The 23,490-nt window shown below is 42.2% G+C and carries 24 protein-coding genes; 20 read left to right on the forward strand and 4 right to left on the reverse strand.

What is annotated here, in order from left to right:
* The first annotated feature begins 69 nt into the window (after positions 1-69).
* The 15 genes from AQPE_RS03440 (at position 70) to AQPE_RS03510 (ending at position 13,826) form a co-directional block, all read left to right on the forward strand.
* On the forward strand, positions 70-432 hold the full coding sequence (locus AQPE_RS03440; protein ID WP_318349653.1) for an NADH-quinone oxidoreductase subunit A: 363 nt from the start codon (positions 70-72) through the stop codon (positions 430-432).
* 20 nt (positions 433-452) lie between these two features.
* Positions 453-1,010 (forward strand): NADH-quinone oxidoreductase subunit B, encoded by a 558-nt coding sequence (locus AQPE_RS03445; protein ID WP_449658194.1) that lies wholly within the window; start codon positions 453-455, stop codon positions 1,008-1,010.
* A 76-nt stretch (positions 1,011-1,086) separates the two neighbouring features.
* Positions 1,087-1,596 carry an NADH-quinone oxidoreductase subunit C gene (locus tag AQPE_RS03450; protein ID WP_318349654.1) on the forward strand — a complete coding sequence of 170 codons (510 nt, stop codon included), beginning with the start codon at positions 1,087-1,089 and terminating at the stop codon, positions 1,594-1,596.
* 87 nt (positions 1,597-1,683) lie between these two features.
* Positions 1,684-2,919, forward strand: coding sequence for an NADH-quinone oxidoreductase subunit D (locus AQPE_RS03455; RefSeq protein WP_318349655.1), 1,236 nt, complete (start codon positions 1,684-1,686; stop codon positions 2,917-2,919).
* A gap of 313 nt (positions 2,920-3,232) precedes the next feature.
* The gene (gene nuoE / locus AQPE_RS03460) at positions 3,233-3,766 is read left to right on the forward strand and encodes an NADH-quinone oxidoreductase subunit NuoE (protein WP_318349656.1); all 534 of its coding nucleotides are present in this window, start codon (positions 3,233-3,235) and stop codon (positions 3,764-3,766) included.
* Positions 3,739-5,076, forward strand: a complete 1,338-nt coding sequence (nuoF, locus tag AQPE_RS03465) for an NADH-quinone oxidoreductase subunit NuoF (RefSeq protein ID WP_318349657.1) — start codon at positions 3,739-3,741, stop codon at positions 5,074-5,076. The genes nuoE and nuoF overlap by 28 nt, the downstream gene beginning before the upstream one ends.
* Positions 5,058-6,011, forward strand: a complete 954-nt coding sequence (locus AQPE_RS03470; protein ID WP_318349658.1) for a 2Fe-2S iron-sulfur cluster-binding protein — start codon at positions 5,058-5,060, stop codon at positions 6,009-6,011. Before nuoF ends, AQPE_RS03470 begins: the two co-directional genes overlap by 19 nt.
* 8 nt (positions 6,012-6,019) lie before the next feature.
* A complete protein-coding gene (gene nuoH, locus AQPE_RS03475) occupies positions 6,020-7,051 on the forward strand; it encodes an NADH-quinone oxidoreductase subunit NuoH (protein ID WP_318349659.1) in 1,032 nt (343 codons plus the stop codon).
* Between the two features lie 11 nt (positions 7,052-7,062).
* The gene (locus AQPE_RS03480) at positions 7,063-7,638 is read left to right on the forward strand and encodes a NuoI/complex I 23 kDa subunit family protein (RefSeq protein ID WP_318349660.1); all 576 of its coding nucleotides are present in this window, start codon (positions 7,063-7,065) and stop codon (positions 7,636-7,638) included.
* A gap of 98 nt (positions 7,639-7,736) precedes the next feature.
* On the forward strand, positions 7,737-8,240 hold the full coding sequence (locus AQPE_RS03485; protein ID WP_318349661.1) for an NADH-quinone oxidoreductase subunit J family protein: 504 nt from the start codon (positions 7,737-7,739) through the stop codon (positions 8,238-8,240).
* 17 nt (positions 8,241-8,257) lie between these two features.
* Complete coding sequence (locus AQPE_RS03490; protein WP_318349662.1) at positions 8,258-8,617, forward strand: four helix bundle protein; 360 nt, start codon at positions 8,258-8,260, stop codon at positions 8,615-8,617.
* 23 nt (positions 8,618-8,640) lie between these two features.
* Positions 8,641-8,970 (forward strand): NADH-quinone oxidoreductase subunit NuoK, encoded by a 330-nt coding sequence (nuoK, locus tag AQPE_RS03495; protein ID WP_318349663.1) that lies wholly within the window; start codon positions 8,641-8,643, stop codon positions 8,968-8,970.
* 14 nt (positions 8,971-8,984) lie between these two features.
* Complete coding sequence (nuoL, locus tag AQPE_RS03500) at positions 8,985-10,865, forward strand: NADH-quinone oxidoreductase subunit L (protein ID WP_318349664.1); 1,881 nt, start codon at positions 8,985-8,987, stop codon at positions 10,863-10,865.
* 4 nt (positions 10,866-10,869) lie between these two features.
* Positions 10,870-12,303 (forward strand): complex I subunit 4 family protein, encoded by a 1,434-nt coding sequence (locus AQPE_RS03505; protein WP_318349665.1) that lies wholly within the window; start codon positions 10,870-10,872, stop codon positions 12,301-12,303.
* Between the two features lie 149 nt (positions 12,304-12,452).
* The gene (locus AQPE_RS03510) at positions 12,453-13,826 is read left to right on the forward strand and encodes an NADH-quinone oxidoreductase subunit N (RefSeq protein WP_318349666.1); all 1,374 of its coding nucleotides are present in this window, start codon (positions 12,453-12,455) and stop codon (positions 13,824-13,826) included.
* A 128-nt stretch (positions 13,827-13,954) separates the two neighbouring features.
* On the opposite strand, the gene AQPE_RS03515 is transcribed toward AQPE_RS03510, so the two are convergent.
* From AQPE_RS03515 to AQPE_RS03530, 4 genes are all read right to left on the reverse strand, one after another.
* The gene (locus AQPE_RS03515; protein ID WP_318349667.1) at positions 13,955-14,092 is read right to left on the reverse strand and encodes a hypothetical protein; all 138 of its coding nucleotides are present in this window, start codon (positions 14,090-14,092) and stop codon (positions 13,955-13,957) included.
* A gap of 103 nt (positions 14,093-14,195) precedes the next feature.
* A complete protein-coding gene (gene cydB / locus AQPE_RS03520; RefSeq protein ID WP_318349668.1) occupies positions 14,196-15,326 on the reverse strand; it encodes a cytochrome d ubiquinol oxidase subunit II in 1,131 nt (376 codons plus the stop codon).
* Positions 15,326-16,897 (reverse strand): cytochrome ubiquinol oxidase subunit I, encoded by a 1,572-nt coding sequence (locus AQPE_RS03525; protein WP_318349669.1) that lies wholly within the window; start codon positions 16,895-16,897, stop codon positions 15,326-15,328. Before AQPE_RS03525 ends, cydB begins: the two co-directional genes overlap by 1 nt.
* An 18-nt stretch (positions 16,898-16,915) precedes the next feature.
* Complete coding sequence (locus AQPE_RS03530; RefSeq protein WP_318349670.1) at positions 16,916-17,131, reverse strand: DUF4492 domain-containing protein; 216 nt, start codon at positions 17,129-17,131, stop codon at positions 16,916-16,918.
* A 256-nt stretch (positions 17,132-17,387) separates the two neighbouring features.
* Between AQPE_RS03530 and AQPE_RS03535 the strand changes: the two genes are divergently transcribed.
* From AQPE_RS03535 to AQPE_RS03555, 5 genes are all read left to right on the forward strand, one after another.
* Positions 17,388-19,784 carry a heavy metal translocating P-type ATPase gene (locus AQPE_RS03535; protein ID WP_318349671.1) on the forward strand — a complete coding sequence of 799 codons (2,397 nt, stop codon included), beginning with the start codon at positions 17,388-17,390 and terminating at the stop codon, positions 19,782-19,784.
* A gap of 9 nt (positions 19,785-19,793) precedes the next feature.
* Positions 19,794-20,024: a cbb3-type cytochrome oxidase assembly protein CcoS gene (gene ccoS, locus AQPE_RS03540; RefSeq protein WP_318349672.1), complete on the forward strand. Its 231-nt coding sequence runs from the start codon at positions 19,794-19,796 to the stop codon at positions 20,022-20,024.
* A 102-nt stretch (positions 20,025-20,126) separates the two neighbouring features.
* Positions 20,127-21,125: a PDDEXK nuclease domain-containing protein gene (locus AQPE_RS03545; protein ID WP_318349673.1), complete on the forward strand. Its 999-nt coding sequence runs from the start codon at positions 20,127-20,129 to the stop codon at positions 21,123-21,125.
* A gap of 10 nt (positions 21,126-21,135) precedes the next feature.
* A complete protein-coding gene (gene ccoN, locus AQPE_RS03550; protein WP_318349674.1) occupies positions 21,136-23,277 on the forward strand; it encodes a cytochrome-c oxidase, cbb3-type subunit I in 2,142 nt (713 codons plus the stop codon).
* A 2-nt stretch (positions 23,278-23,279) separates the two neighbouring features.
* Positions 23,280-23,468 (forward strand): hypothetical protein, encoded by a 189-nt coding sequence (locus AQPE_RS03555; RefSeq protein WP_318349675.1) that lies wholly within the window; start codon positions 23,280-23,282, stop codon positions 23,466-23,468.
* Positions 23,469-23,490 lie beyond the last annotated feature (22 nt).

Raw genomic sequence — 23,490 nt, forward strand, 5'->3', positions numbered from 1 at the left:
ATATATTTTCTAGTTTTACGAACAAATTGATCGAATAATCGTTTATCTCATCACAATAAACATTTAAAAATGCCTCAAGATTATATACCAATATTGATTCAATCGCTGGTTGTTCTGGGTTTTGTAATTACCACCATGCTGGCAACTCATTTACTGGGACCAAAGCGATCATCAAAAGCCAAACTCGAGAATTTCGAATGTGGGATCGAAGGAATGGGAAATGCTCGTAGTCCATTTTCAGTAAAATATTTTTTAATCGCCATACTCTTCGTACTCTTTGATGTAGAAGTTATCTTTATGTACCCATGGGCAGTGAATTTCAAAGATTTAGGTAAAGAAGGGTTCCTCGAAATGGTTTTATTTATGATTCTTGTTTTAGCTGGCTTTATTTATATTATCCTGAAAGGCGCTTTTAAATGGGATAAAAACTAATTCAGGAAGGAAACGAAATCATGTCAGATAAACAAATTATTACTCCAACTGTAGCAGAAATGCCAGAAGGAATTACCGGCCAGGGATATTTTGCTACTTCATTTGATAAAGCAGTTGGACTAGCACGTAAAAACTCACTTTGGCCACTCCCTTTTGCAACTTCATGTTGTGGAATTGAATTTATGGCGACCATGGCTTCTACCTACGATTTAGCCCGGTTTGGTTCCGAACGATTAAGTTTTTCGCCCCGTCAAAGCGATTTGTTAATGGTGATGGGAACTGTGGCAAAGAAAATGGGACCTGTGTTACGCGAAGTTTATATCCAAATGGCCGAGCCCAAATGGGTTATTGCTGTTGGTGCCTGCGCTTCGAGCGGTGGCATATTCGATACATACAGCGTACTGCAAGGAATCGACCGTATCATTCCGGTTGATGTTTATGTGCCCGGCTGTCCGCCTCGCCCCGAACAAATCATCGATGGAATTCTAAAGATTCAGGAACTGGTAGGTAACGAATCGCTTCGCAGAAGAAATTCTGAAGCCTACAACGATTTAATGAAAAAATACAACATGGAATAGGCTTTCATGGATTTGAAATTGATAAAGTCCAACAAGAAAATATTCAGTAAACACTGAAACATTAAAAATCAAAATTGTGTATCCGATTAACCCCGAAAGAGACCATTTAGTAGTTAGTAAATTGAGCAATCGGTTTGGCAGTGCGATTGAATCGCATGAAGTATTGAGTGATATGCTTTGCATCACGGCTCAAAAAGAGCTTATTCCAAGTATCTTTTTATTTCTTCGTGACGATCTGGAACTTCAGTACAACTTTCTAACTACACTATGCGGAATGCATTACCCGGAAACAGAACAACTGGGAGTAGTTTATCACGTACAGAGTTTTGTCAACAACCATCGGATTCGGATTAAAACAGTTACTGAACTAAAAGAACCTAATATACCTACCATTACCACTATTTGGCCGGCAGCTAACTGGATGGAACGTGAAGCCTATGATTTTTTCGGGATATTGTTTGAAGGGCATCCAAATCTGAAACGAATTTTAAACATGGACGAGATGACCGGGTTCCCTTTACGGAAAGAGTTTCCGCTTGAAGACCAAACCAGGGAAGACAAGAACGACAGCATGTTTGGACGTTAATGAGATATAAATTATAAGTTATGAATGATGAGTTGTGATTGTTTGAAAAACTTCCGACTCGTGACTTCAAACTTCTGACTTTAATATATGGCACAGAATTTCACTACAGGTTATTGGGCTAAAGATATAGTAACTACTGAAGAGCCGAAGGAATACAACACGCTGAATGTCGGACCTACACATCCGGCAACGCATGGTGTATTCCAGAATGTGATGCTGATGGATGGCGAATTCATTGTCAGTACTGAACAAACCATTGGATACATTCACCGCGCTTTTGAAAAAATAGCCGAGCACCGTCCTTTTTACCAGATCACACCGCTAACTGACAGACTGAACTATTGTTCCTCTCCGTTGAATAACATGGGCTGGCATATGACTGTCGAAAAATTACTCGGCATTGAAACACCAAAACGTGTCGATTACCTTCGGATAATTGTCATGGAGTTGGCTCGTATTGCCGACCATTTGGTTTGCAACACCGTTATTGGTGTTGACAGTGGCGCCCTCACCGGGTTTACTTACTTGTTTCAGGACAGGGAATTCATTTACGAAATTTACGAAGAAATATGTGGTTCGCGGTTGACCACCAACATGGGACGGATTGGAGGATTCGAGCGTAATTTCAGTGAAAAAGCATGGGATAAAATACGTTATTTCCTGAAAACGTACCCAGCCCATCTTCAGGAATTTGAAAACCTGCTTGCCCGAAACCGTATTTTCATGGATCGTACCATCAATGTTGGCGCATTTTCGGCTGATCGGGCTTTGGCATACGGATTTACCGGTCCAAATCTTCGTGCCTGCGGTGTTGACTATGATGTTCGGGTGATGAATCCGTATTGTTCGTACGACGAATTCGACTTTATTGTGCCAATCGGTCAAAGTGGCGACACTTACGATCGGTTTATGGTGCGTCAGGAAGAAATGAAACAAAGTTTATCCATCATAGAGCAGGCTTTGGCCAAACTCGATCAAATGGACGACAAAGAAACCTATTTTGCTGCCGATCCGCGTTTTGTTTTGCCACCTAAAGAGAAAGTTTACAACAACATGGAAGCGCTCATCTGGCATTTCAAAATTGTAATGGGCGAAACCGATATTCCGGCAGGAGAAGTTTACCATTGTATTGAAGCAGCCAACGGCGAACTGGGTTTTTACCTGATTAGCGATGGCGGCCGCACTCCTTCCCGATTGCATTTCCGCAGACCCTGTTTTATCTATTACCAGGCTTATCCTGAAATGGTAACCGGAAACATGTTGTCGGATGCTGTAATCACGCTGAGTTCGATGAACGTAATTGCCGGGGAGCTGGATGCCTAGAGCACTGGACGAGGAGCATGGAGTCGGGAGACAGAAGTATCGCTTCCTGAACTTGTCAAAGGGAAGGGAGAAAAAAGTCATCAGTCATTAGAAAAAACAGCTCCAGAGGAGCGAAATATTTATAGAAATAAGATTTCAGTTGATTCGAATCGTCCGCGAGATGCAATATATCAAAGCATTAGCCACCTTTCGGACGAAATGGAAAAGATTAAGAAAAAAGAAAAAAAAAGGAAGACAGGGAGACGGGAGACAAGAAAAACCTTAGTGAACTTTGTGCGTTCTTCGTGTCCTTTGTGGTTAAAAAAATATATAAATGCAGAACACAAAAAATACAACTGAATTCAATAGCGAGACGCTCGAACTAGTGAACAAGATCATCCGGCGTTATCCGAAAGGCAGGCAAAAATCGGCTTTACTGCCGGTATTGCACATTGCTCAATCGGAAAATAGCGGATGGCTCAGTTCCGAAGTGATGGATTATGTGGCTTCGCTGCTCGAAATTCAACCCATCGAAGTGTACGAAGTCGCTTCGTTTTACAGCATGTTCAACCTTCAGCCGGTTGGAAACTGTGTCATTGAAGTTTGCCAGACCGGCCCTTGCTGGTTAAAAGGTTCAGAAGAACTGCTTGCACATTTTGAAAAGAAGCTTGGCATCAAACCAGGAGAAACAACTGCCGATGGCCGCTTCACCATCAAAACTGTTGAGTGTCTTGCTGCCTGTGGAAATGCGCCGGTCATTCAGGTTGGAACGGAGTACCACGAAAACATGACCAACGAAAAAGCAGACGAACTGCTGAGCAAATGGACGGCTGAAAATAAATGTTCGCACACCAATCCATACCTGTAACCATGGCACAGCAAATACTACTCAACAACATAAAGGTTCCCGGATTGGCCAGTTTCGACGTTTACCGCAAACTGGGCGGTTATACGTCGGTTGAAAAAACGTTGAAAAACTTTACTCCTGATGAAGTAACCGCCGAAGTAAAAAAATCGGGTCTGCGAGGTCGCGGGGGTGCTGGTTTTCCGGCAGGAATGAAATGGGGATTTATCGATAAAAGCACAAATAACCCAAGATATTTCGTTTGCAATTTCGACGAAAGTGAACCCGGAACATTTAAAGACAGGCACATTGGCCAACTGAACCCGCATCAGCTCATCGAAGGAATGATTTTGGGCTCATACGCTTTGGGCGCCCGCACTTCGTACATTTACATTCGCGGCGAACTGTTTTACGTGCTTCGGATCATCGAAAAAGCCATCGAAGAAGCCTATGCGAATGGCTTTTTAGGCGAAAATATTTTAGGCAGCGGATATTCGCTCGACCTGTATTGCCAACCCGGTGGCGGCGCTTACATTTGCGGGGAAGAAACTGCACTCATCGAATCGCTCGAAGGGAAACGCGGTAATCCACGCATCAAGCCACCATTCCCGGCCATTGTCGGTTTATACGACTGCCCAACGGTGGTCAATAATGTGGAAACCATTTCGGCTCTTCCGTGGATCATGAATAACGGCGCCGATGCCTATTCCGCAATCGGTATTGCCAACAGCAAAGGAACCAAACTGATTTCGGCTTGTGGTCACATCAACAAACCAGGCATTTACGAGATCGAACTCGGGCTTCCGGTTGAAGAATTCATATACAGCGATCAATATTGCGGGGGTATACGGAATGGAAACAAACTGAAAGCGGTTGTCGCCGGAGGTTCTTCGGTACCGATTCTTCCTGCCGAACTGATCCTGAAAACGGCCAAAGGCGAACCACGTCTGATGAGCTACGAATCGCTGGCCGAAGGAGGTTTCGAAACCGGAACCATGCTCGGATCGGGTGGATTCATTGTGATGGACGACACCACTTGCATTGTAAAGAACCTCTTGACCTTTGCGCGTTTCTACCACCACGAATCGTGCGGACAATGCAGCCCTTGCCGCGAAGGTACCGGCTGGATGGAAAAAATATTGCAACGAATCGAAGACGGCCGTGGAACGATGAAAGACATCGATTTACTGGTTGGTATTTCGAAACACATAGAAGGAAATACGATTTGTCCGCTTGGCGATGCTGCTGCATGGCCTGTTGCGAGTGCAGTCCGCCATTTCCGTCAGGAATTTGAAGATCACGTAAAATTACAGCGATGTCCCTTGTCAAAGTAACGATAGATAATATTGAGGTTGAAGTCGAATCCGGAACAACCATTCTGAACGCCGCCCGAAAAATTGGCGGTGCTGTGGTTCCGCCAACCATGTGTTACTATTCAAAGCTCGAAGGTAGCGGCGGAAAATGCCGTAGCTGTCTGGTTAAAGTAGCACAGGGATCAACAAAAGATCCACGCCCAATGCCTAAACTGGTGGCTTCGTGCCGAACCGCAGTTATGGATGGAATGGTGGTACAAAACATTACTTCTCCGGAAGTGATGGAAAACCGTCGTGCAATTACCGAATTCCTGTTGCTCAACCATCCGCTCGATTGCCCCGTTTGCGATCAGGCAGGCGAATGCCACCTTCAGGATTTATCGTACGAACATGGATTGGTTGATACCGAAACCGTTGAAGAGCGCCGCACTTTTGCCCCGATTGACATCGGCGATAAAATCAAGCTGCACATGAACCGTTGCATCCTTTGCTACCGTTGTGTGATGGTGGCGGATCAGCTGACTGATCAACGGGTTCATGGAGTTCTCGGGCGTGGCGATCATTCCGAAATCAGCACCCACATTACCAAAGCCATCGACAACGATTTCTCCGGAAACATGATTGATGTTTGTCCGGTTGGCGCGCTCACCGATAAAACATTCAGGTTTAAAAGCCGTGTTTGGTTTACCAAACCATTCGATGCCCACCGCGATTGCCCCAAATGTAGTGGGAAAGTGGTCTTGTGGAAGAAAGGTGATGAAATCCTCAGGGTAACCGGACGAAAAGATAAATACGGCGAACTGGAAGATTTTATTTGCAACGATTGCCGGTTCGAACATAAAGAAAATACGGACTGGACAATTGAAGGGCCAAGAAAAATCGAGCGACATTCGGTCATTTCACAAAATCATTACGAAAAGATATCAAAACCTGAAATTCAGGATAACAACAGCTAATTACAATTATGGATTGGACGTTATATATTTATAAAACCATTTTTCTGGTCATCATATTCCTGGTTACGCTTGTTGTAGCCATGTATTCGACCTATGGCGAACGAAAGGTTGCTGCATTTATGCAAGATCGCCGTGGCCCAAACCGCGCAGGTAAATTCGGTCTTTTGCAACCACTTGCCGATGGGGTTAAAATGTTCATGAAAGAAGAAATCATACCAACAACGGCCAATAAAAAGTTATTCATTTTGGGGCCTTCCATTGCCATGACTACTGCCATGCTTACCGGAGTTGTTATTCCTTGGGGCGGAACTTTAACGATTGGCGGTCGTGAATTTTCGATGCAGATTGCTGATCTGAACATTGGTATTCTTTACGTTTTTGCCATGGTTTCCATTGGAGTTTACGGCATCATGATCGGAGGTTGGGCTTCGAATAATAAATACGCGTTACTGGGCTCGATTCGTGCGGCATCGCAGATGATCAGCTACGAAATTGCGATGGGATTGTCGATTATTGCACTCATCCTGACAACTGGTTCGCTGAGCCTTAACGATATTGTACAACAACAGCACGGCATGAACTGGAACATTTTTTACCAGCCACTCGGATTCCTGGTCTTCATTATTTGTGCTTTTGCCGAAACCAACCGGGCGCCGTTCGACCTTCCGGAGTGCGAAACCGAATTGATTGGCGGCTACCACACCGAATACAGCTCAATGAAACTGGGGTTCTACCTTTTTGCCGAATACATTAACATGTTTATTTCGTCGGCGGTGATTGCTACTTTATATTTTGGCGGTTACAACATGCCATTTATCGATCAGTTGGGCTTATCGCCAAATCTGGTCACTTTGCTCGGTTCTCTGTTTTTCTTTATGAAAATATTGTTCCTGATCTTCCTGTTTATGTGGATCAGATGGACTTTACCCCGTTTCAGGTACGACCAGTTGATGAATCTGGGTTGGAAAAAGTTGATGCCCCTGGCTATGTTCAACATTGTGGCTACCGGTGCTTACTATTATTTCACCGTACTAATTTAATCCGAAACGCCATGCAAACACTGACAAACAGATCAAAAATGGTTTCAAACAAGAAGATGACCTTCATGGAAAGGATTTATCTTCCGGCCATTTTTAAAGGCATGTCCATTACCTTAAAGCATTTTTTCAAGAAGAAAGCCACCATAAGTTATCCGGAACAGATCCGTGAATTCAGTAAAGTTTACCGCGGTAGGCACGTTTTAAAACGCGACGAAGAAGGACGTGAACGTTGCACTGCTTGCGGATTGTGCGCCGTTGCCTGTCCGGCTGAAGCAATCACCATGATTGCTGCCGAGCGCAAACCCGGAGAAGAGCATTTGTATCGCGAAGAAAAATACGCCGAAGTGTATGAAATTAATATGCTTCGTTGCATTTTCTGTGGCGATTGTGAAGAAGCCTGCCCTAAGGAAGCTATTTTCCTGACCGACCGGATTGTTAAATCAGATTACGAACGGCTTCCGTTTGTTTACGGCAAAAGCCTTTTGGTTGAGCCGGTTGATCCAAACCTCCGGATAGACATATCAGGAAGGCAAACCGAAAATGTATTGCAATTCAAGCAGAACAAACGTTTTGCACACAACAGATAAAGAAGTTCGGAGTGAGCTAGAGTTCGAAGTGTCTGGAGTTTTAACTCCAAACTCTGAAATTTAGGCACTCTAGGCACTAAATAAAAAAAGTAAATAAAATGACATTTCTATTTTACCTGCTTTCGGCAATCATGGTTATTAGCGCATTAATGGTTATTTCTACCAGAAGTCCGATAAACAGTGTTCTTTCACTGATTGTGTGCTTTATCGCCATGGCAGGTCATTACATCTTGCTGAATGCCCAGTTTCTGGCGGTGGTACACTTAATTGTTTACACGGGAGCTATTATGGTTTTGTTTCTGTTTGTAATCATGCTCCTGAATTTGAACAAAGTAACCATTCCAACAAAAACCTCGGTAACCAGAATATCGGCAGTAATAACCGGAGGATTATTTTTTCTGGTTATGGTTGCTGCAACACGACTGACGTTTGAAATACATCCGCGCTACCCGTTTACCAACCAAATCGGATTGGTTTCCGAAGTAGGCAAAACATTGTTTAAGGAATTCCTTTTACCCTTTGAAGTATCATCAGTTCTATTTATTTCGGCTATGATTGGTGCAGTCATGTTTGGCAAAAAAGACGAGACTAAGAAGTTATGAGTTATTAATTATAAGTTATGAGTGAGAAGAAAAGCATCATAAAAGATAAGAGTTTTGCTTTTGCAGTGCGGGCTATCAGGCTTTTTCAATATTTGACCGAAATAAAAAAGGAATATGTGCTGAGCAAGCAATTATTGAGAAGCGGAACGGCTATTGGAGCTTTAGTTCGTGAAGCACAAAATGCCGAAAGCACCAAAGACTTCATTCATAAGTTGGGCATCGCTCAAAAAGAATGTGACGAAACCATTTACTGGCTCGAATTATTGAAAGAAACAGAATACATAAACGATAAAGAATTTGAAAGTATAAACAATGAAGCGAATGAGTTACTGAAGATGCTTCGAAGTGCAATCATCACCTCAAAGAAAAATTTATAACTCATAACTTAGAACTCATAATTATGCAAGACATATCATCTGCCATACAAGTTATTCCATTAGAGCATTACGTTTTTTTATGCGTAACTCTTTTCAGCATTGGTTTGCTTGGAGTATTGTTCAGGCGAAATACAATCATCATTTTAATGTGTATCGAACTCATGTTCAACTCAGTAAATTTATTGGTTGCCGCATTTTCGGCCTACCATTCCGACCCGGCCGGACAGGTTTTCGTTTTCTTTATCATGATTGTAGCCGCTGCCGAAGTTGCCGTCGGCCTATCCATTCTGGTGATGATGAAACGCAATGTGGATTCCGTAGATATTAACCTTTTGAACCGTTTGAAATGGTAGGATCGATTCCAAATATGAACCTCGCAATACTCGTACCTGCGTTGCCATTACTGGGTTTTCTCATAACCGGACTGGCATACAAACGTTTAAACCACAATCAGGCCGGAATAATTGCCAGCATTGCAGTTGGTTTATCATTCCTGGTATCAGTTGCATTATTTTTTATGCTCCGAAATTCAGGACAGAATTCAGCGACAGTGACGCTTTTCAACTGGATTGCCCTTGGAAATATGAACATTCCATTCGCTTTTCTGATCGATCATTTGTCGCTCACCATGATGCTGATTATTACCGGCGTTGGGACTTTGATTCACATCTATTCCATCGGGTATATGCACGGCGATGATCGGGTAAATTCGTTCTTCGCGCAAATGAATCTATTCACTTTCAGCATGTTGCTTTTGGTGATGGGCGCCAATTACCTGGTTCTGTTTATCGGATGGGAAGGCGTTGGACTCTGCTCCTATTTGCTGATTGGCTTCTGGTTCAAGAATCCGGCATATAATTATGCAGCCCGCAAAGCATTCGTTATGAACCGCATCGGTGATGTTGGATTCATTCTGGGAATCATCCTGCTTTTCTATACGTTTAAATCTGTTTCTTTTTCTGAAATATTTACACAAGCCGGTGCCATGCAGGTTGGAGCACCAGCCATCACGCTCATTACGCTGCTGCTCTTAGTTGGTGCAGTGGGCAAAAGTGCTCAGATTCCGCTTTACACCTGGCTGCCCGATGCAATGGCTGGCCCAACACCGGTTTCGGCGCTTATACATGCTGCAACCATGGTTACCGCCGGTATTTATATGATTGCCCGTTCGAGCATTCTGTATAATCTGGCGCCAATCACCCTCAATATTATTATTGTGATTGGTATGGCCACAGCTACTTTTGCAGCCATCATCGGTTTAAAGCAGAACGACATTAAGAAAGTACTGGCCTACTCAACCGTTTCGCAATTGGGTTACATGTTTCTGGCTTTAGGGCTGGGAGCCTACTCCACCGGAGTTTTCCACGTAACTACACACGCGTTTTTTAAAGCATTGCTTTTCCTGGGCGCTGGAAGTGTTATTCATGCGATGGGTGGCGAGCAGGACATCCGCAAAATGGGTGGACTACGAAAGAAAATGCCAATAACATACATCACATTCCTGGCGGCAACGCTTGCCATTAGCGGGATTCCGCCATTCTCCGGATTCTTCAGCAAAGACATGATATTGAGCAAAGCTTTAGAGCACAATATTCTTCTGTATATTCTGGCTCTCGGAACAGCTTTGATTACCTGTTTTTACATGTTCAGGCTGTTGTATCTGGTGTTCTTTGGCGAACAACGAATGTCCGGTGCACATCCGCACGAATCGCCCAAAGTGATGACTGTTCCATTGATGATTTTAAGTGTACTCTCGGTTTTTGGAGGGTTCCTGAATATCCCGTCACTTTTCGGAGGCAATCTTAGTTTCAGTAATTATCTCGACAGTGCAGTAGTTTCCAAATCTTCCGAAGAAATCAGCCACTCCACTGAAATTGGAATGATTTTCCTTTCGGTAATACTTTTAGTAGTGATCATCTACTGGGCTTACCAAACCTATGTCAGAAAAGCACAAATCCCTTCCGGAGACGAAGTAAAACAAACTCCGTTACAACGAATAATTACCAACAAATTTCACATCGACGAGATTTACCAAACCGCATTTGAAAAACCTTTCGGGCTCCTTTCGAATTTCCTTTTCAAAAAAGTTGAATCCATTATTCTTGGACCGTCAGTTGACGAAGTTGGAACGATTACCTCGAAGTTGGGTGACTTAACCCGCAAATTGCAACGTGGAAACATCAGTTTTTATCTTTTTGCCATGGTTGCCGGAATTCTTTTGTTTGTTGTATTTATACTGACAATTTAGAAACATGATACTACTGATAATACTTTTAATTCCATTTTTGACAGGTCTGTCACTCCTGTTTTTTAGGAAGGCAGGAACAGCGAGAACAGTTGCTCTCATTTCAACAGTTGTTAATTTGTTACTGACGTTGTCGCTGCTAAACGCTGATCAATCGGTAACCTATTCAGCCGAATGGATCAACTATTTGGGAATTCAATTTTCGCTGGGTTATGATGGCATTAGTACGATTATGCTTTTGCTAACCAATCTGCTGTTCCCATTCATTGTTATGGCTGGCTTCGGACGCGACCAAAAGAATGTTCCGATGCTGAATTGTTTGATTTTGTGCGCTCAGTCCGCATTAATCGGAGTTTTTCTGGCTCAGAACGCGTTCCTGTTCTATGTTTTCTGGGAACTGGCGCTCATTCCGGTTTATTTCATCCTGTTGGTTTGGGGTGGCGACGATCGGAAAGCAATCACCCTGAAATTCTTCATTTATACCCTGGCCGGAAGCTTATTCCTGTTGTTCGGGATTATTTATTTATATCAACTCACGCCAGGCACACATACAACTGATTTTTCGGCATTCAGTCAACTACAGATTCCGGCAGGAACCCAAAACTGGCTGTTCTGGATTCTGTTCATCGCTTTTGCCATCAAGATGCCAATATTTCCGTTTCATACCTGGCAACCACCAACCTATAAAATGGCATCTACACAAGGCGTAATGATTCTGGCCGGAGTGATGACCAAAATGGGAATTTACGGCGCTTTACGCTTCCTTTTTCCTGTTGTACCACTCGGAGTTTTATACTGGCAGAATCTGGTGATTATAATGAGCCTTACTGGCGTTATATACGCGTCGGTAATTGCCTATAAGCACACCAACCTGAAAACGATGATCGCTTATTCGTCGATGGCGCACATTTCTCTCATGGCCGCTGCCCTATTTGTACTAAATTCCTATGCTTATCAGGGACTTATTTTTCAGGTTCTCAGTCACGGAGTTACCATTGCAGCCCTATTTTACGTGGCCTGCTTGGTTAAAGAACAGACAGGAACAACTGAAATGCCCCAATTGGGCGGATTAAAAATAAACGCACCAAACATGGCTATTTTATTTCTGATCATTCTGTTGGGATCAATTGCCCTTCCGCTGACTGCGGGTTTTGTGGGAGAGTTTCTGATGATAACCGGGCTGTTTCAACAATCAATTTGGTTCGCTTTATTTGGAGGATTAACCATGATTCTTGGAGCCATTTACATGCTTTACGCTTACCAACGGGTTATGCTGGGCGATAAAAAGCTTGCTTTTGCAAAAGCGACAGATTTAGGTGCTTTGGATTACTGGATTTTAATTCCGTTGATCGTTGTAATTCTCGGACTTGGAATTTACCCGCAACCGATATTTGATATACTAAAGCCTGTTGCCGAAGTCTTTTCGGGCTTGGCACATTAAATATGTGATTGAATAAAAACGATATTTAACTTATTGACAAAGGGAAATAGTCATCAGTCATTGAAGAGTCACTTTTATACTTTTTTTCGAATGACCATTTACTTTTTCCGGTTAGAAAATTGAAAAAATAGAAACATAGATATACACCAATGAGTGCATTAATTTTTACGATAGTTCTGGGAATAATAGTTTTGTATCTGGGATTCACCAAAAACAAAGCCATTTTGGCGCCTGTCGCGATTACAGGCTTAGGAGTTTCACTCATACTTTCAATCAGAGATTGGGGACTCGGATCGAAGTATTTCCACGACATGATTATACTCGACAATTTTTCGATTGCCTTCAACATCTCCATGATCATTATAACCATTCTGATTTTTCTGTTTGGAGTCGACTATTACGAAACGATGGAGTTTCATGTTGCTGAGCATTATGCACTCATGTTGTTTGCCCTTACAGGAGCTTTCCTGATGACCTCGTTCTCTAATCTGATTATGCTTTTCCTGGGTATTGAAATTCTATCTATTCCATTGTATGTGCTGGCGGGAGGGAAAAAATACTCCTATCGGTCTAACGAAGCATCGTTTAAATATTTTATGCTCGGTTCGTTTGCCACAGCCATTTTCCTTTTCGGAATTGCCTTGGTTTACGGAGCTTCAGCAACATTTTATCTTCCTGAAATCAAAACTTACATTGCCCAATTCAACGGTCATTTGCCTCCAATGTTAATGGTTGGGCTCCTCTTTATCCTGATTGGTGTTGCATTTAAAATTGCAGCGGCTCCCTTTCATTTCTGGAGTCCCGATGTGTATGAAGGAGCTCCGACTCTTGTCACTGCGTTTATGGCAACTGTGGTAAAAACCGCAGGGTTTGCTGCCTTTTACCGTTTACTCGGAATGGGACTGTTACCATTGCCTCCACAACTCGAAAAGGCGCTTTGGGTAATGACAGGATTGACCTTATTGATTGGAAATCTTGGAGCTTTAAAACAAACTAATTTTAAACGACTTCTTGCCTATTCGGCTATCTCGCACAGCGGGTTCCTTATGCTCGCCATGCTATCGCAGCACGACTCATCGGCATCAGTTTTATTATACTACACCTTTGTTTATTCGCTGGCTACAGTTCCATTGTTCATCATTTTTATCCTGATGAAACGTGCTTCAGATGGCTTGGAAGACCTTACTATATTCCGTGGCCTTTACAAAGCAAAGCCATGGGTTGCTGTGCCAGCAATTGTCTTGCTGATGTCGTTGGCAGGTATTCCGCCAACTTCAGGATTTATGGCCAAGTACCAGGTTTTTGTATTGTCTATCAGCCAGGGAATTTTACTGACAAGTATTTTCGCCATTGTCATGGCCATCATCGGAGTGTATTATTATTTCTTCGTGATTCGCGAAATTTTTACCGACAAGCAACAGCCCTATCCGATTATTGTCAGCAAAATCAATGGAGCGCTGATTATAGTTTGCACTGTTGCTGTATTGTTTATGGGAATTTTCATGTGGCGATTGCCTATTTAATAGAATAGTATTCGTGAAATATATCGAAAAAGGCTTCCGTTATGGTAGCCTTTTTTGATATAAAAAACCTCCAGAGCATTACGCCCTGAAGGTTTTGATAGATAAATAATTGGACCCTTAACATCCTCCTATTTCTCCGGAGCTGCCTTTTTGATTGGCTTTTCCAGAATTTCTTCGTATTTCAGAATGGTAAATTTTATCAGTTGATAACTGATAATGACCAACACCGGCCAACTTATAAACCACAATATTGAACTCCAGTACATACTATTTCATTTAAAAGATTTACAATTTAAAGATTTGGGAAAAGTCATTAGTCATCGGGAAAATGCTTTCCCCTTTTCAAATGACTAATGACTCTTTCCTATTTTAATAAACATGGTGCTCCTGCTCCAGTTCTTTGGTGCTGATTTTTTCATTGTTCATTGATTTCCAGGCGTACCAGATGTAGCCCAGTACAAACGGAACGAATAGTGAAACGTAGCTCATGGCCACCAGTGTAAACTTGCTGGATGACGCATTTTCGATAGTCAATGACGATTGCATATCGAAGATTGATGGATAGAAACTGGTATTATTGAATGCTGCCAAAATCAACAAAGCCCAAACCGTTAAAACAGTTCCCCCACCAACAAACCAGATTCCTTTAGTACCGCCTTTCAGGATTGTTGAGCCAATTCCCCACAATACACCAACAACCCCAATCAAAAGCATCAGTGTATTAACCGGTATAGCCAGCAAGTTGTGCAGGTATTTATACGATTCAATGCTGATTTCCCCGGAAGTTGGATTGTAAGCAAATCCATCCTTGAAAAGAAGCGCAATCACAAAATAGAGGAAGAATACCAAAAACGGAACCGTATTGTATAACAATTGCTTCTTTGAGCGTTCGTAAATTGCTTCACTGTCAATTGAATTCATGAAATAAAGCAAACCTAAAATGCGTGAAAGAAATACAACAGCGAATCCCAAAGCCAGGTTATGGAACGTAAGTACGGCTTCCAAACCACGAAATTCAGTTCCCCAAGTCACATGTTTCATGTCGTCGAGCGAAAACATGGCACCGTTAAAGAAAGTTCCAACAGCCGTTCCAACGAGTAGCGGCCCGAGCAATCCATTGATAAAAAGGAAGGTCTCGTAGGTTTTAGCGCCTAAAAAGTTATCAGGTTTTTTCCTGAATTCGTACGAAACAGCCTGAATGACAAACGAGATCAGGATGGCAAACCAAACCCAGTAAGCGCCACCAAACGAAGTAGCATAAAACAACGGGAAAGACGCAAAGAACGCGCCACCAAAAGTAACCAATGTGGTAAAGGTAAATTCCCATTTCCGGCCAAGTGTATTCACCAGAAGCGACTTTTCTTCTTCATTTTTAGCGATGGTAAAAAACAAAGTTTCACCACCCTGAACAAACATCAGGAAAACAAACAAAGCGCCCAGCAGCGAAACAATCAGCCACCAGTATTGCTGTAAACTTAAGAGTGATAGTGATTCGAACATTAGTTGGTTCCTCCTTCTGTTTTAGATCCGATTTTAATTTGACGCGTCATGATTTTTATTTCGGCAATAAGCAATGTGGTAAAAATGATCGCAAAAAGCCAGAATGTAACCTGAACTGCTCCAACACTGATTTTAGTAACTGCAGCAATTGTAGGCATCAAATCCTGAATAATCCAAGGCTGACGGCCAACTTCGGCCAAAACCCAACCTGCCTGACTGGCGATATAAGCCAATGGGATGGTCCAGATCGCAATTTTCAGGAATTTACGCTTTTTATGAATTTTTCCTTTGAGCGTATAGTACAAGGCAAACAGGAAAAAGAAGATAAAATACATACCCAGCACAACCATGATGTGAAAGCTGTAAAACGAAAATGCGACACTCGGAACCAGCGTATTTTTATCGGCAATGTAACCGTAGCCAAAGTATTTGAAATTGTTATTCTGAAATTCGGGACTCATGATTTGGGTTTTCAGTGAATCTGCCACAACAACATTTCCTGCTTTTTTGGCTTCCTTAAATGCTTTAAGTTTTTCGATGGCTAATTTGCCCCGGGCAATTTTTTCGTCAGCCGATAAAACTCCATACTTCTCGTTTCCATTGATCAAATCATTTATTCCAGGTACAAAAGCATTCCAATTCAGGAAAGCCATATACGACAAGATGTTCGGGATTTCAATCTTTACCGCAAAGTCCTTCAGGTTTTGATTATTCGGATCTGTAGAGTTTTCCGAAAACAAACCGAGGGCAACCAGTCCAGCGCCTTCGCTTCCGTTGTACAAACCTTCGAAAGCAGCAAATTTCATCGGTTGATGATGGGCAATGTCGCGAGCCGAACTATCGCCTGTAAAAACGGTATAGAGAATTGCCAAAAAGCCAAAAATGGAGCTAACCACAATACTCTTCCGCGCAAAAACAATATCTCGGCCTTTCAGGATATACCACGACGACACACCAATTACAAAAATAGCCGCTAAAACAAATGATGACGAAGTGGTGTGCAAAAACTTATGAACGGCCATGGGCGAAAACAACACTTCCCAAAAACTGGTCATTTCCATACGGGCAGTTTCAGGATTGAAAACCATGCCAACAGGTTTTTGCATCCAGCCATTGGCAACTAAAATCCATAAGGCTGATAAATTGGCTCCGATAGCTGTCAACCATGTTGCCGTTAAATGAAATCCTTTACTCACCTTGTTCCACCCAAAAAACATGATGGCAATGAAGGTAGATTCCATGAAAAAGGCCAGAATTCCCTCGATGGCCAGCGGCGCCCCAAAAATGTCGCCCACAAACCATGAATAATTCGACCAGTTGGTACCAAACTCGAATTCAAGAATAATACCAGTGGCAACACCAATCGCAAAGTTGATTCCGAAAAGGGTCATCCAGAATTTGGTAATGCGCTTCCACTCCGGATTTCCGGTTTTAACGTAGAGCGTTTCCATAATAGCAATAATAATCCCCAGACCAAGTGTCAAAGGCACAAAAATCCAGTGATACATGGCCGTAAGTGCAAATTGCGCCCTCGACCAATCGACTAAAGATGTACTAATTCCTTCAAGCATAGGTTTTTTATTAAAAAATTAGTTGATATTTGTTAAATTCTCAAGCACATGATTACTCCGATCCGAATCGTTATTAAAATTCGTTTTCAGAAAATTGGGAAAGAAAAAGATTTTCAGGATGACGAATAGGATAAAAAGCTTGATCAGGATGACCAACCAAACCTGTTTACCCCAGCGGGGAAGGTTTGAAAATCCATCATAGTAAAACCGGAAAGTACGTTTAAATACATTCATATTTTGGGCTATAAACGGTTTAAATAGTTGACATCTAAAGTTAATTTGAAATTCACGATTATAAAACCCCAAGCCACTAAAACAAGATCAATAATATCGATAACTGATAGATTATGCCGAAAATAATTGTTTGACAATACATTACAGATAAACAAACCCTTTTCAACGTGATTTATTTGTACTTTTTCGCCGCTGTTATTGAACAAATACCAGTTTCAATCCTTATTTACGTCGATCAACGACCAGCCCGGAACTTATGAGTGAAGAATTAAAATGTATTCATTGCGGAAATTCGTGTGGAAATTCTCCTGTGATTTTTGAGGGAAACCCATTCTGCTGTTCAGGCTGCTCAACCGTCTATCAAATTTTAAATACCAATCAGCTCAAGCAATATTACCAGATCGAGCCCATGCAGGGTATCCGAATTGAAGACGAAAAAAAGCCTACTGACGAAACATATGCTTTTCTCGATCTTGAGAAATTCAAATCTAAAATTCTAACCTTTTCTGAAGGTGGTTTCTCAAAAGTCAGTTTTTTCATCCCTGAAATTCATTGCGCATCGTGCATTTGGTTGTTGGAAAATCTAAATAGCCTGAATCCCGGCATCATTCAATCCATAGTTAATTTCCCGAAGAAAGAAATCAACATTACCTTCAGGGAAAACGAAATTTCACTCCGGAAGCTGGTCGAATTGCTGGTTAGTATCCATTATATTCCTGAAATTAACCAACACAGCATCGACAAATCTTCAACCGATCAGTCAGACAAAAAACTGTTCATCAAAATTGGAATTGCCGCATTCAGTTTTATGAATGCCATGATTTACCATTTTCCGCAATACCTGCCAGGACACCAATTTCTGGAAGCTAACATCCGCGAGATGTTTGGCTGGCTGAGTGTTGCACTTGCCATTCCTGCATTGACCTACAGCGCCAGCGATTATTTCCTTACCGCATACAAAAGTCTAAAAAAAGGGATCATTAGCATCGATTTGCCGATTGCCATGGGATTAATCATGCTTTTCAGCCAAAGTTTAATCGAAATCATTTCAGGAAAAGGCATTGGCTACATCGATTCGTTGACCGGACTCGTCTTTTTTATGCTGATTGGCCGCTGGTACCAGGGGAAAACGTACCATGCACTTTCGTTTGAGCGCGACTACAAAACCTATTTCCCTTTGGCTGTGACACAAATTACAGAAACGGGCAATCAAACCATTGCGCTGGAAGACTTAAAAGCTGGAGATCGGATTTTGGTACGCAATCAGGAAATTGTGCCAGCCGATTCGATTCTGAAAAGCGAAATGGCAAGCATCGATTACAGTTTTGTAACAGGCGAGTCGATGCCAGTTGCCAAAAGTGCCGGCGATTTTGTATTTGCCGGTGGCCGCCAAATTGGAAATGCCATTGAACTTACGATTGAAAAAGAAGTTCAGCAAAGCTACCTCACACAACTCTGGAACCAGACCGAAAACCCATTTACTGCCGACAATAAACTGAAAACAATCATTAACCGGGTTAGTCAATATTTCACCATTATTGTGGTACTGATTGCCATTATTTCTGGCATTTTCTGGCATTTCAACCGATCCGAAATTGCACTTTTCGCGTTTACATCGGTACTCATAATTGCCTGCCCCTGCGCATTGGCCTTAACCGTTCCGTTCACGTTCGGAAGCACGATGCGCCAGTTTGGCCGAAAGGGGTTTTACCTGAAAAATACAGCAGTGATCGAACATCTGTATAAAGTTGACACGGTAGTTTTCGACAAAACAGGCACAATCACAAACGCACAAATGTCTGACATCAGGTTTATTGGGCAGGAACTAAGTACTGAACAATTGCAGATGATTAAGTCACTGGTATTCCATTCGTCGCACCCACTAAGCAAAACCATATTCAATTTTATTGAGGCTGATGAATTGCTTGAAGTGAGCGATTTTCAGGAGATTCCGTCGTTGGGCATTTCAGGAAAAATAAATGGGATCAGATTAAACATCGGCTCCAAATATTTTGTTAGTGGTGATAAAACTGAAAATGATAATCTAAAAACGGAAGTTTGGGTATACCTGGACAATTCGATTATTGGTTATTTTCAGCTTGAAAACGAATATCGTCCCGGATTGGGAGAACTGATTCAAAAGCTTCAGAAAACACATGAACTTCATTTGTTAACTGGCGATAATGATGCAGAAAAAGCCAATCTGGTTCGCATTTTCGGGACAGAAAGAAATCTTCATTTCAACCAAACGCCAACCGACAAATTGGGATACATCAGGGAATTACAAAAACAAGGCAAAAAGGTTTTAATGATCGGCGACGGACTAAACGATGCCGGAGCGCTGAACGAAAGTAATGTAGGAATTGTGGTAGCCGACAATGTATTCAACTTTTCGCCCGCCTGCGATGCCATCCTTCAATCGGACAAGTTTGCCAATCTGGACAAGTTCATGCGCTTTACCCACCGGAGTATGCGAATCGTTTACGCAGGATTCCTGATTTCATTTCTTTACAATCTGGTGGGTTTATCGTTTGCGGTTCAGGGAACATTGACACCGATTGTGGCGGCGATACTGATGCCAATAAGTTCAGTTTCAGTGGTGGTTTTTGCAAGTTTTTCAGTAAGTTTATCAGCAAAAGTGGTTAAATTTTAAAAAGATAAGATGTCAGTTGTTTTCATTTTGGTATTTGCGGCAATCATTATGGCCAGTGCATTTTTAATCGCCTTTATTTGGTCGGTCAAAAATGGACAGTATGAAGACACCTATACCCCATCGGTAAGGATGCTGTTTGATGATCCGCCGGTGAAAGAGGCCGAGAGTCGCAGTGATCAGTCGCAGCTAGCAGAAAAAGGCCTGAAAAAAGTAAAAAAGGAAAGGGAAAACGGAGACTGAAAAACAGAGTTTATAAAATGTTGCTCTTTGTGAGTAAATACGAAACATCAACAAAGGTGTTTCTTAATCAAATCGGGATAGAAAAAATCAGATTTCAGCATTATGGAAGGAATTAATTTATATGAAAATCAATTATTTAGTTCTATAAAGGAGATTATTATTGAATCAAGGAGCCGTACATTTCGGATGGTTAATTCTATTTTGATAGAAACCTATTGGCAAATTGGCAAAACCATTGTTGAAGATGAACTTCAGGGAAAACGCAGGGCGGAATACGGGAGAGCCACTTTAAAAACCCTGTCAAAACAACTTACATTGGAATTTGGGAGTGGTTTTGATGATAGTAATCTGCGCAATATGCGGACTTTTTATAAAGCATTTCCAATTCGTGACACACTGCGTCACGAATTGAGTTGGTCACATTATCGACTACTTTCCAGAATCGATTCAGAAGACAAAAAGAACTACTATATAAACGAAAGTATTGCAGGAAATTGGAATAGTCGAATGCTTCAACGCCAAATTAATAGCCTCGCATTTGAAAGGGTTTTAACTCAACCGGATTCTATTCTGGAAAAACAGACTATCCACAATTTCATTAAAGACCCATACATCTTCGAGTTTCTGGGGCTATCGCCTGAAACAAAGAATTCTGAACATTCAATTGAAACGGCCATCATCGATCATATCCAACAATTTCTGTTAGAATTTGGTAAAGGTTTCGCATTTGTTGCCAGACAACAGCATATTGTTACTGATACTTCTGACTTTTATATTGATCTGGTTTTTTACAACTACCTGCTCCGGTGTTTTGTAATCATTGATTTGAAAACAGGAGAATTGTCCCATCAGGATATTGGGCAAATAGATATGTATGTCCGAATGTATGACGATTTAAAAAGAAATCCGGAAGACAATCCAACGATAGGCATATTACTTTGCTCCGAAAAAGATGAAACTATTGTAAAATACTCGGTATTGAATGACAAGAATAACCTTTTTGCAAGTAAATATCTATTGATTTTACCAAAAGAAGAAGAGTTAAAACAGCTAATTGAACATGACCGATTGAAATTTGACCTTAGCAACAAAAATAACTAAACACATCAATATGGAATTACAAAAGTTTTCGTACGACAACCGCATGACCCGGAACTTTGCGATTGCAACCATTGTCTGGGGTGTCGTTGGTCTGTTGGCTGGATTACTGATTGCCCTTCAGATTTTTATTCCTGCAATGAATTTCGGATTGGAGTTTACCACATTCGGGCGAACCCGTCCGGTTCACACCAATGCAGTGATCTTTGCCTTCGTTGGAAATGCGATTTTCACGGCGGTGTATTATTCGTTACAGCGATTGCTGAAAACACGAATGTACAGCGAAACCCTAAGCAAAATTCATTTTTGGGGATGGCAGGCAATTATTGTTGCTGCAGCTGTCTCACTTCTTTCTGGATTTACCGTTGGCAAGGAATACGCCGAACTGGAATGGCCTATTGACATTGCAATTACGCTCGTTTGGGTAATTTTTGGATGGAACATGTGCGGAACTATTTTGCAACGCCGCACGAGCCACATTTACGTCTCCATTTGGTTTTACATTGCCACCTGGGTTACAGTAGCAGTTCTGCATATCTTTAACTCGCTGGCTGTACCGGTTAGTTTCATGAAAAGTTACACGCTTTACGCCGGAGTTCAGGATGCATTGGTACAGTGGTGGTATGGTCATAATGCGGTAGCATTCTTCCTGACTACTCCTTTCCTTGGCTTGATGTATTATTTCGTTCCCAAAGTCTCCGGACGACCGGTATATTCATACAAACTTTCAATCGTTCACTTCTGGTCGCTCATTTTCCTGTACATCTGGGCAGGTCCGCACCATTTATTGTATAGCTCGTTGCCCGACTGGCTTCAGGCACTTGGAACCACGTTCTCGGTGATGCTCATTGCTCCAAGTTGGGGCGGTATGATTAATGGATTGCTCACTTTGCGCGGTGCATGGGATAAAGTACGCCGCGACCCAATCCTGAAAATGTTTGTGGTGGGAATCACTGCCTATGGAATGTCAACTTTCGAAGGCCCAATGCTGTCATTCAAAACGGTAAATGCCATCAGTCACTTTACCGACTGGACAATCGGTCACGTTCACATTGGTGCGTTGGGTTGGAATGGAATGCTCACTTTTGGGATGATTTACTGGTTAGTACCACGTTTATACAATACAAAACTTTATTCAGTAAAACTAGCCAATATCCATTTCTGGCTGGCTACTTTGGCGATCGTATTTTACGCAGTTCCTCTATACATCGGCGGAATTACCCAGGCTTTGATGTGGAAACAGTTTACTCCGGATGGATTTCTGAAATACCCGAATTTTCTGGAAACAGTTGCCCAGTTGATCCCGATGTACACCATCAGGGCTTTTGGTGGCGCTTTGTATGTGGCCGGTTTCCTGATCTTGGTATTCAATATCGTAAAAACCATACAGGCTGGTTCGTTTGTGGCTGAAGAAGAAGCACAAGCTCCGGCATTGCATTCCGAATCAGAAATGAAGACTCAGTCAGAAACCTGGCATCGCTTTTTGGAACGCAAACCAATCCGTTTCCTGATTTTTGCAACCATTGCCATCCTGATTGGCGGTGTTGTTGAAGTGATTCCGACTTACCTGATTAAATCGAATATACCAACCATCACCAGCGTAAAACCTTATACTCCGCTCGAATTGCAGGGCAGAGACATTTATGTGAAGGAGGGTTGTTACAACTGCCACTCGCAAATGGTGAGGCCATTTCGGTCGGAAACTGAACGCTACGGCGAATATTCCAAAGCTGGCGAATCGGTCTATGACCATCCGTTCCAATATGGATCAAAACGTACCGGACCTGATTTGGCGCGCGAAGGGGTAAAAACCGGAAAGCTATACAAACCGAACGCCTGGCATTACAACCATTTTATCGATCCGCAAAAGATGAACGAAGCTTCCATCATGCCTAAATATCCATGGCTGGCTCAAAAGGAAATCGACATTCAATCGACACCAGCAAAAATCAGGGCCATGAAGGTATTGGGTGTCCCCTACCCTGACAATTACGAGCAACAAGCCATTGCGGATTTAAAAGCACAGGCCGACAGCATTGCAAAAGACCTAGGCGCAAACGGTATCCAAACCGACAGCAACCGCGAAATCATTGCGCTGATTGCTTACATTCAGCGATTGGGTGTTGACATCTCGAATAAACCGGTAAAAAAATAGCCATGTATAAGGAAACCCTCAACAGTATAACAAATGTGGAAGTCTATGCCATTTTAGGCTTCTTCATTTTCTTCACCTTTTTCATTTTTGTTTCCGTTCAGGCATTCCTGATGAAAAAAGATGAAGTTGACCAAATAAGCAACATGCCGTTGGAAGACTCGTTTGAGAGCAATGAGTTTGGGGCTAAATGACGATTAACCCTTAAACGGGAAA

The sequence above is a fragment of the Aquipluma nitroreducens genome (assembly GCF_009689585.1).
GTDB classification, from domain to species: Bacteria; Bacteroidota; Bacteroidia; order Bacteroidales; family Prolixibacteraceae; genus Aquipluma; species Aquipluma nitroreducens.

Coding starts and splice junctions, on each gene's coding strand:
- AQPE_RS03440 (WP_318349653.1), top strand. CDS start 70: ATGCCTCAAGATTATATACCAATATTGATTCAATCGCTGGTTGTTCTG.
- AQPE_RS03445 (WP_449658194.1), top strand. CDS start 453: ATGTCAGATAAACAAATTATTACTCCAACTGTAGCAGAAATGCCAGAA.
- AQPE_RS03455 (WP_318349655.1), top strand. CDS start 1,684: ATGGCACAGAATTTCACTACAGGTTATTGGGCTAAAGATATAGTAACT.
- nuoE (WP_318349656.1), top strand. CDS start 3,233: ATGCAGAACACAAAAAATACAACTGAATTCAATAGCGAGACGCTCGAA.
- nuoF (WP_318349657.1), top strand. CDS start 3,739: ATGTTCGCACACCAATCCATACCTGTAACCATGGCACAGCAAATACTA.
- AQPE_RS03470 (WP_318349658.1), top strand. CDS start 5,058: ATGTCCCTTGTCAAAGTAACGATAGATAATATTGAGGTTGAAGTCGAA.
- nuoH (WP_318349659.1), top strand. CDS start 6,020: ATGGATTGGACGTTATATATTTATAAAACCATTTTTCTGGTCATCATA.
- AQPE_RS03480 (WP_318349660.1), top strand. CDS start 7,063: ATGCAAACACTGACAAACAGATCAAAAATGGTTTCAAACAAGAAGATG.
- AQPE_RS03485 (WP_318349661.1), top strand. CDS start 7,737: ATGACATTTCTATTTTACCTGCTTTCGGCAATCATGGTTATTAGCGCA.
- AQPE_RS03490 (WP_318349662.1), top strand. CDS start 8,258: ATGAGTGAGAAGAAAAGCATCATAAAAGATAAGAGTTTTGCTTTTGCA.
- nuoK (WP_318349663.1), top strand. CDS start 8,641: ATGCAAGACATATCATCTGCCATACAAGTTATTCCATTAGAGCATTAC.
- nuoL (WP_318349664.1), top strand. CDS start 8,985: ATGAACCTCGCAATACTCGTACCTGCGTTGCCATTACTGGGTTTTCTC.
- AQPE_RS03505 (WP_318349665.1), top strand. CDS start 10,870: ATGATACTACTGATAATACTTTTAATTCCATTTTTGACAGGTCTGTCA.
- AQPE_RS03510 (WP_318349666.1), top strand. CDS start 12,453: ATGAGTGCATTAATTTTTACGATAGTTCTGGGAATAATAGTTTTGTAT.
- AQPE_RS03515 (WP_318349667.1), bottom strand. CDS start 14,092: ATGTACTGGAGTTCAATATTGTGGTTTATAAGTTGGCCGGTGTTGGTC.
- cydB (WP_318349668.1), bottom strand. CDS start 15,326: ATGTTCGAATCACTATCACTCTTAAGTTTACAGCAATACTGGTGGCTG.
- AQPE_RS03525 (WP_318349669.1), bottom strand. CDS start 16,897: ATGCTTGAAGGAATTAGTACATCTTTAGTCGATTGGTCGAGGGCGCAA.
- AQPE_RS03530 (WP_318349670.1), bottom strand. CDS start 17,131: ATGAATGTATTTAAACGTACTTTCCGGTTTTACTATGATGGATTTTCA.
- AQPE_RS03535 (WP_318349671.1), top strand. CDS start 17,388: ATGAGTGAAGAATTAAAATGTATTCATTGCGGAAATTCGTGTGGAAAT.
- ccoS (WP_318349672.1), top strand. CDS start 19,794: ATGTCAGTTGTTTTCATTTTGGTATTTGCGGCAATCATTATGGCCAGT.
- AQPE_RS03545 (WP_318349673.1), top strand. CDS start 20,127: ATGGAAGGAATTAATTTATATGAAAATCAATTATTTAGTTCTATAAAG.
- ccoN (WP_318349674.1), top strand. CDS start 21,136: ATGGAATTACAAAAGTTTTCGTACGACAACCGCATGACCCGGAACTTT.
- AQPE_RS03555 (WP_318349675.1), top strand. CDS start 23,280: ATGTATAAGGAAACCCTCAACAGTATAACAAATGTGGAAGTCTATGCC.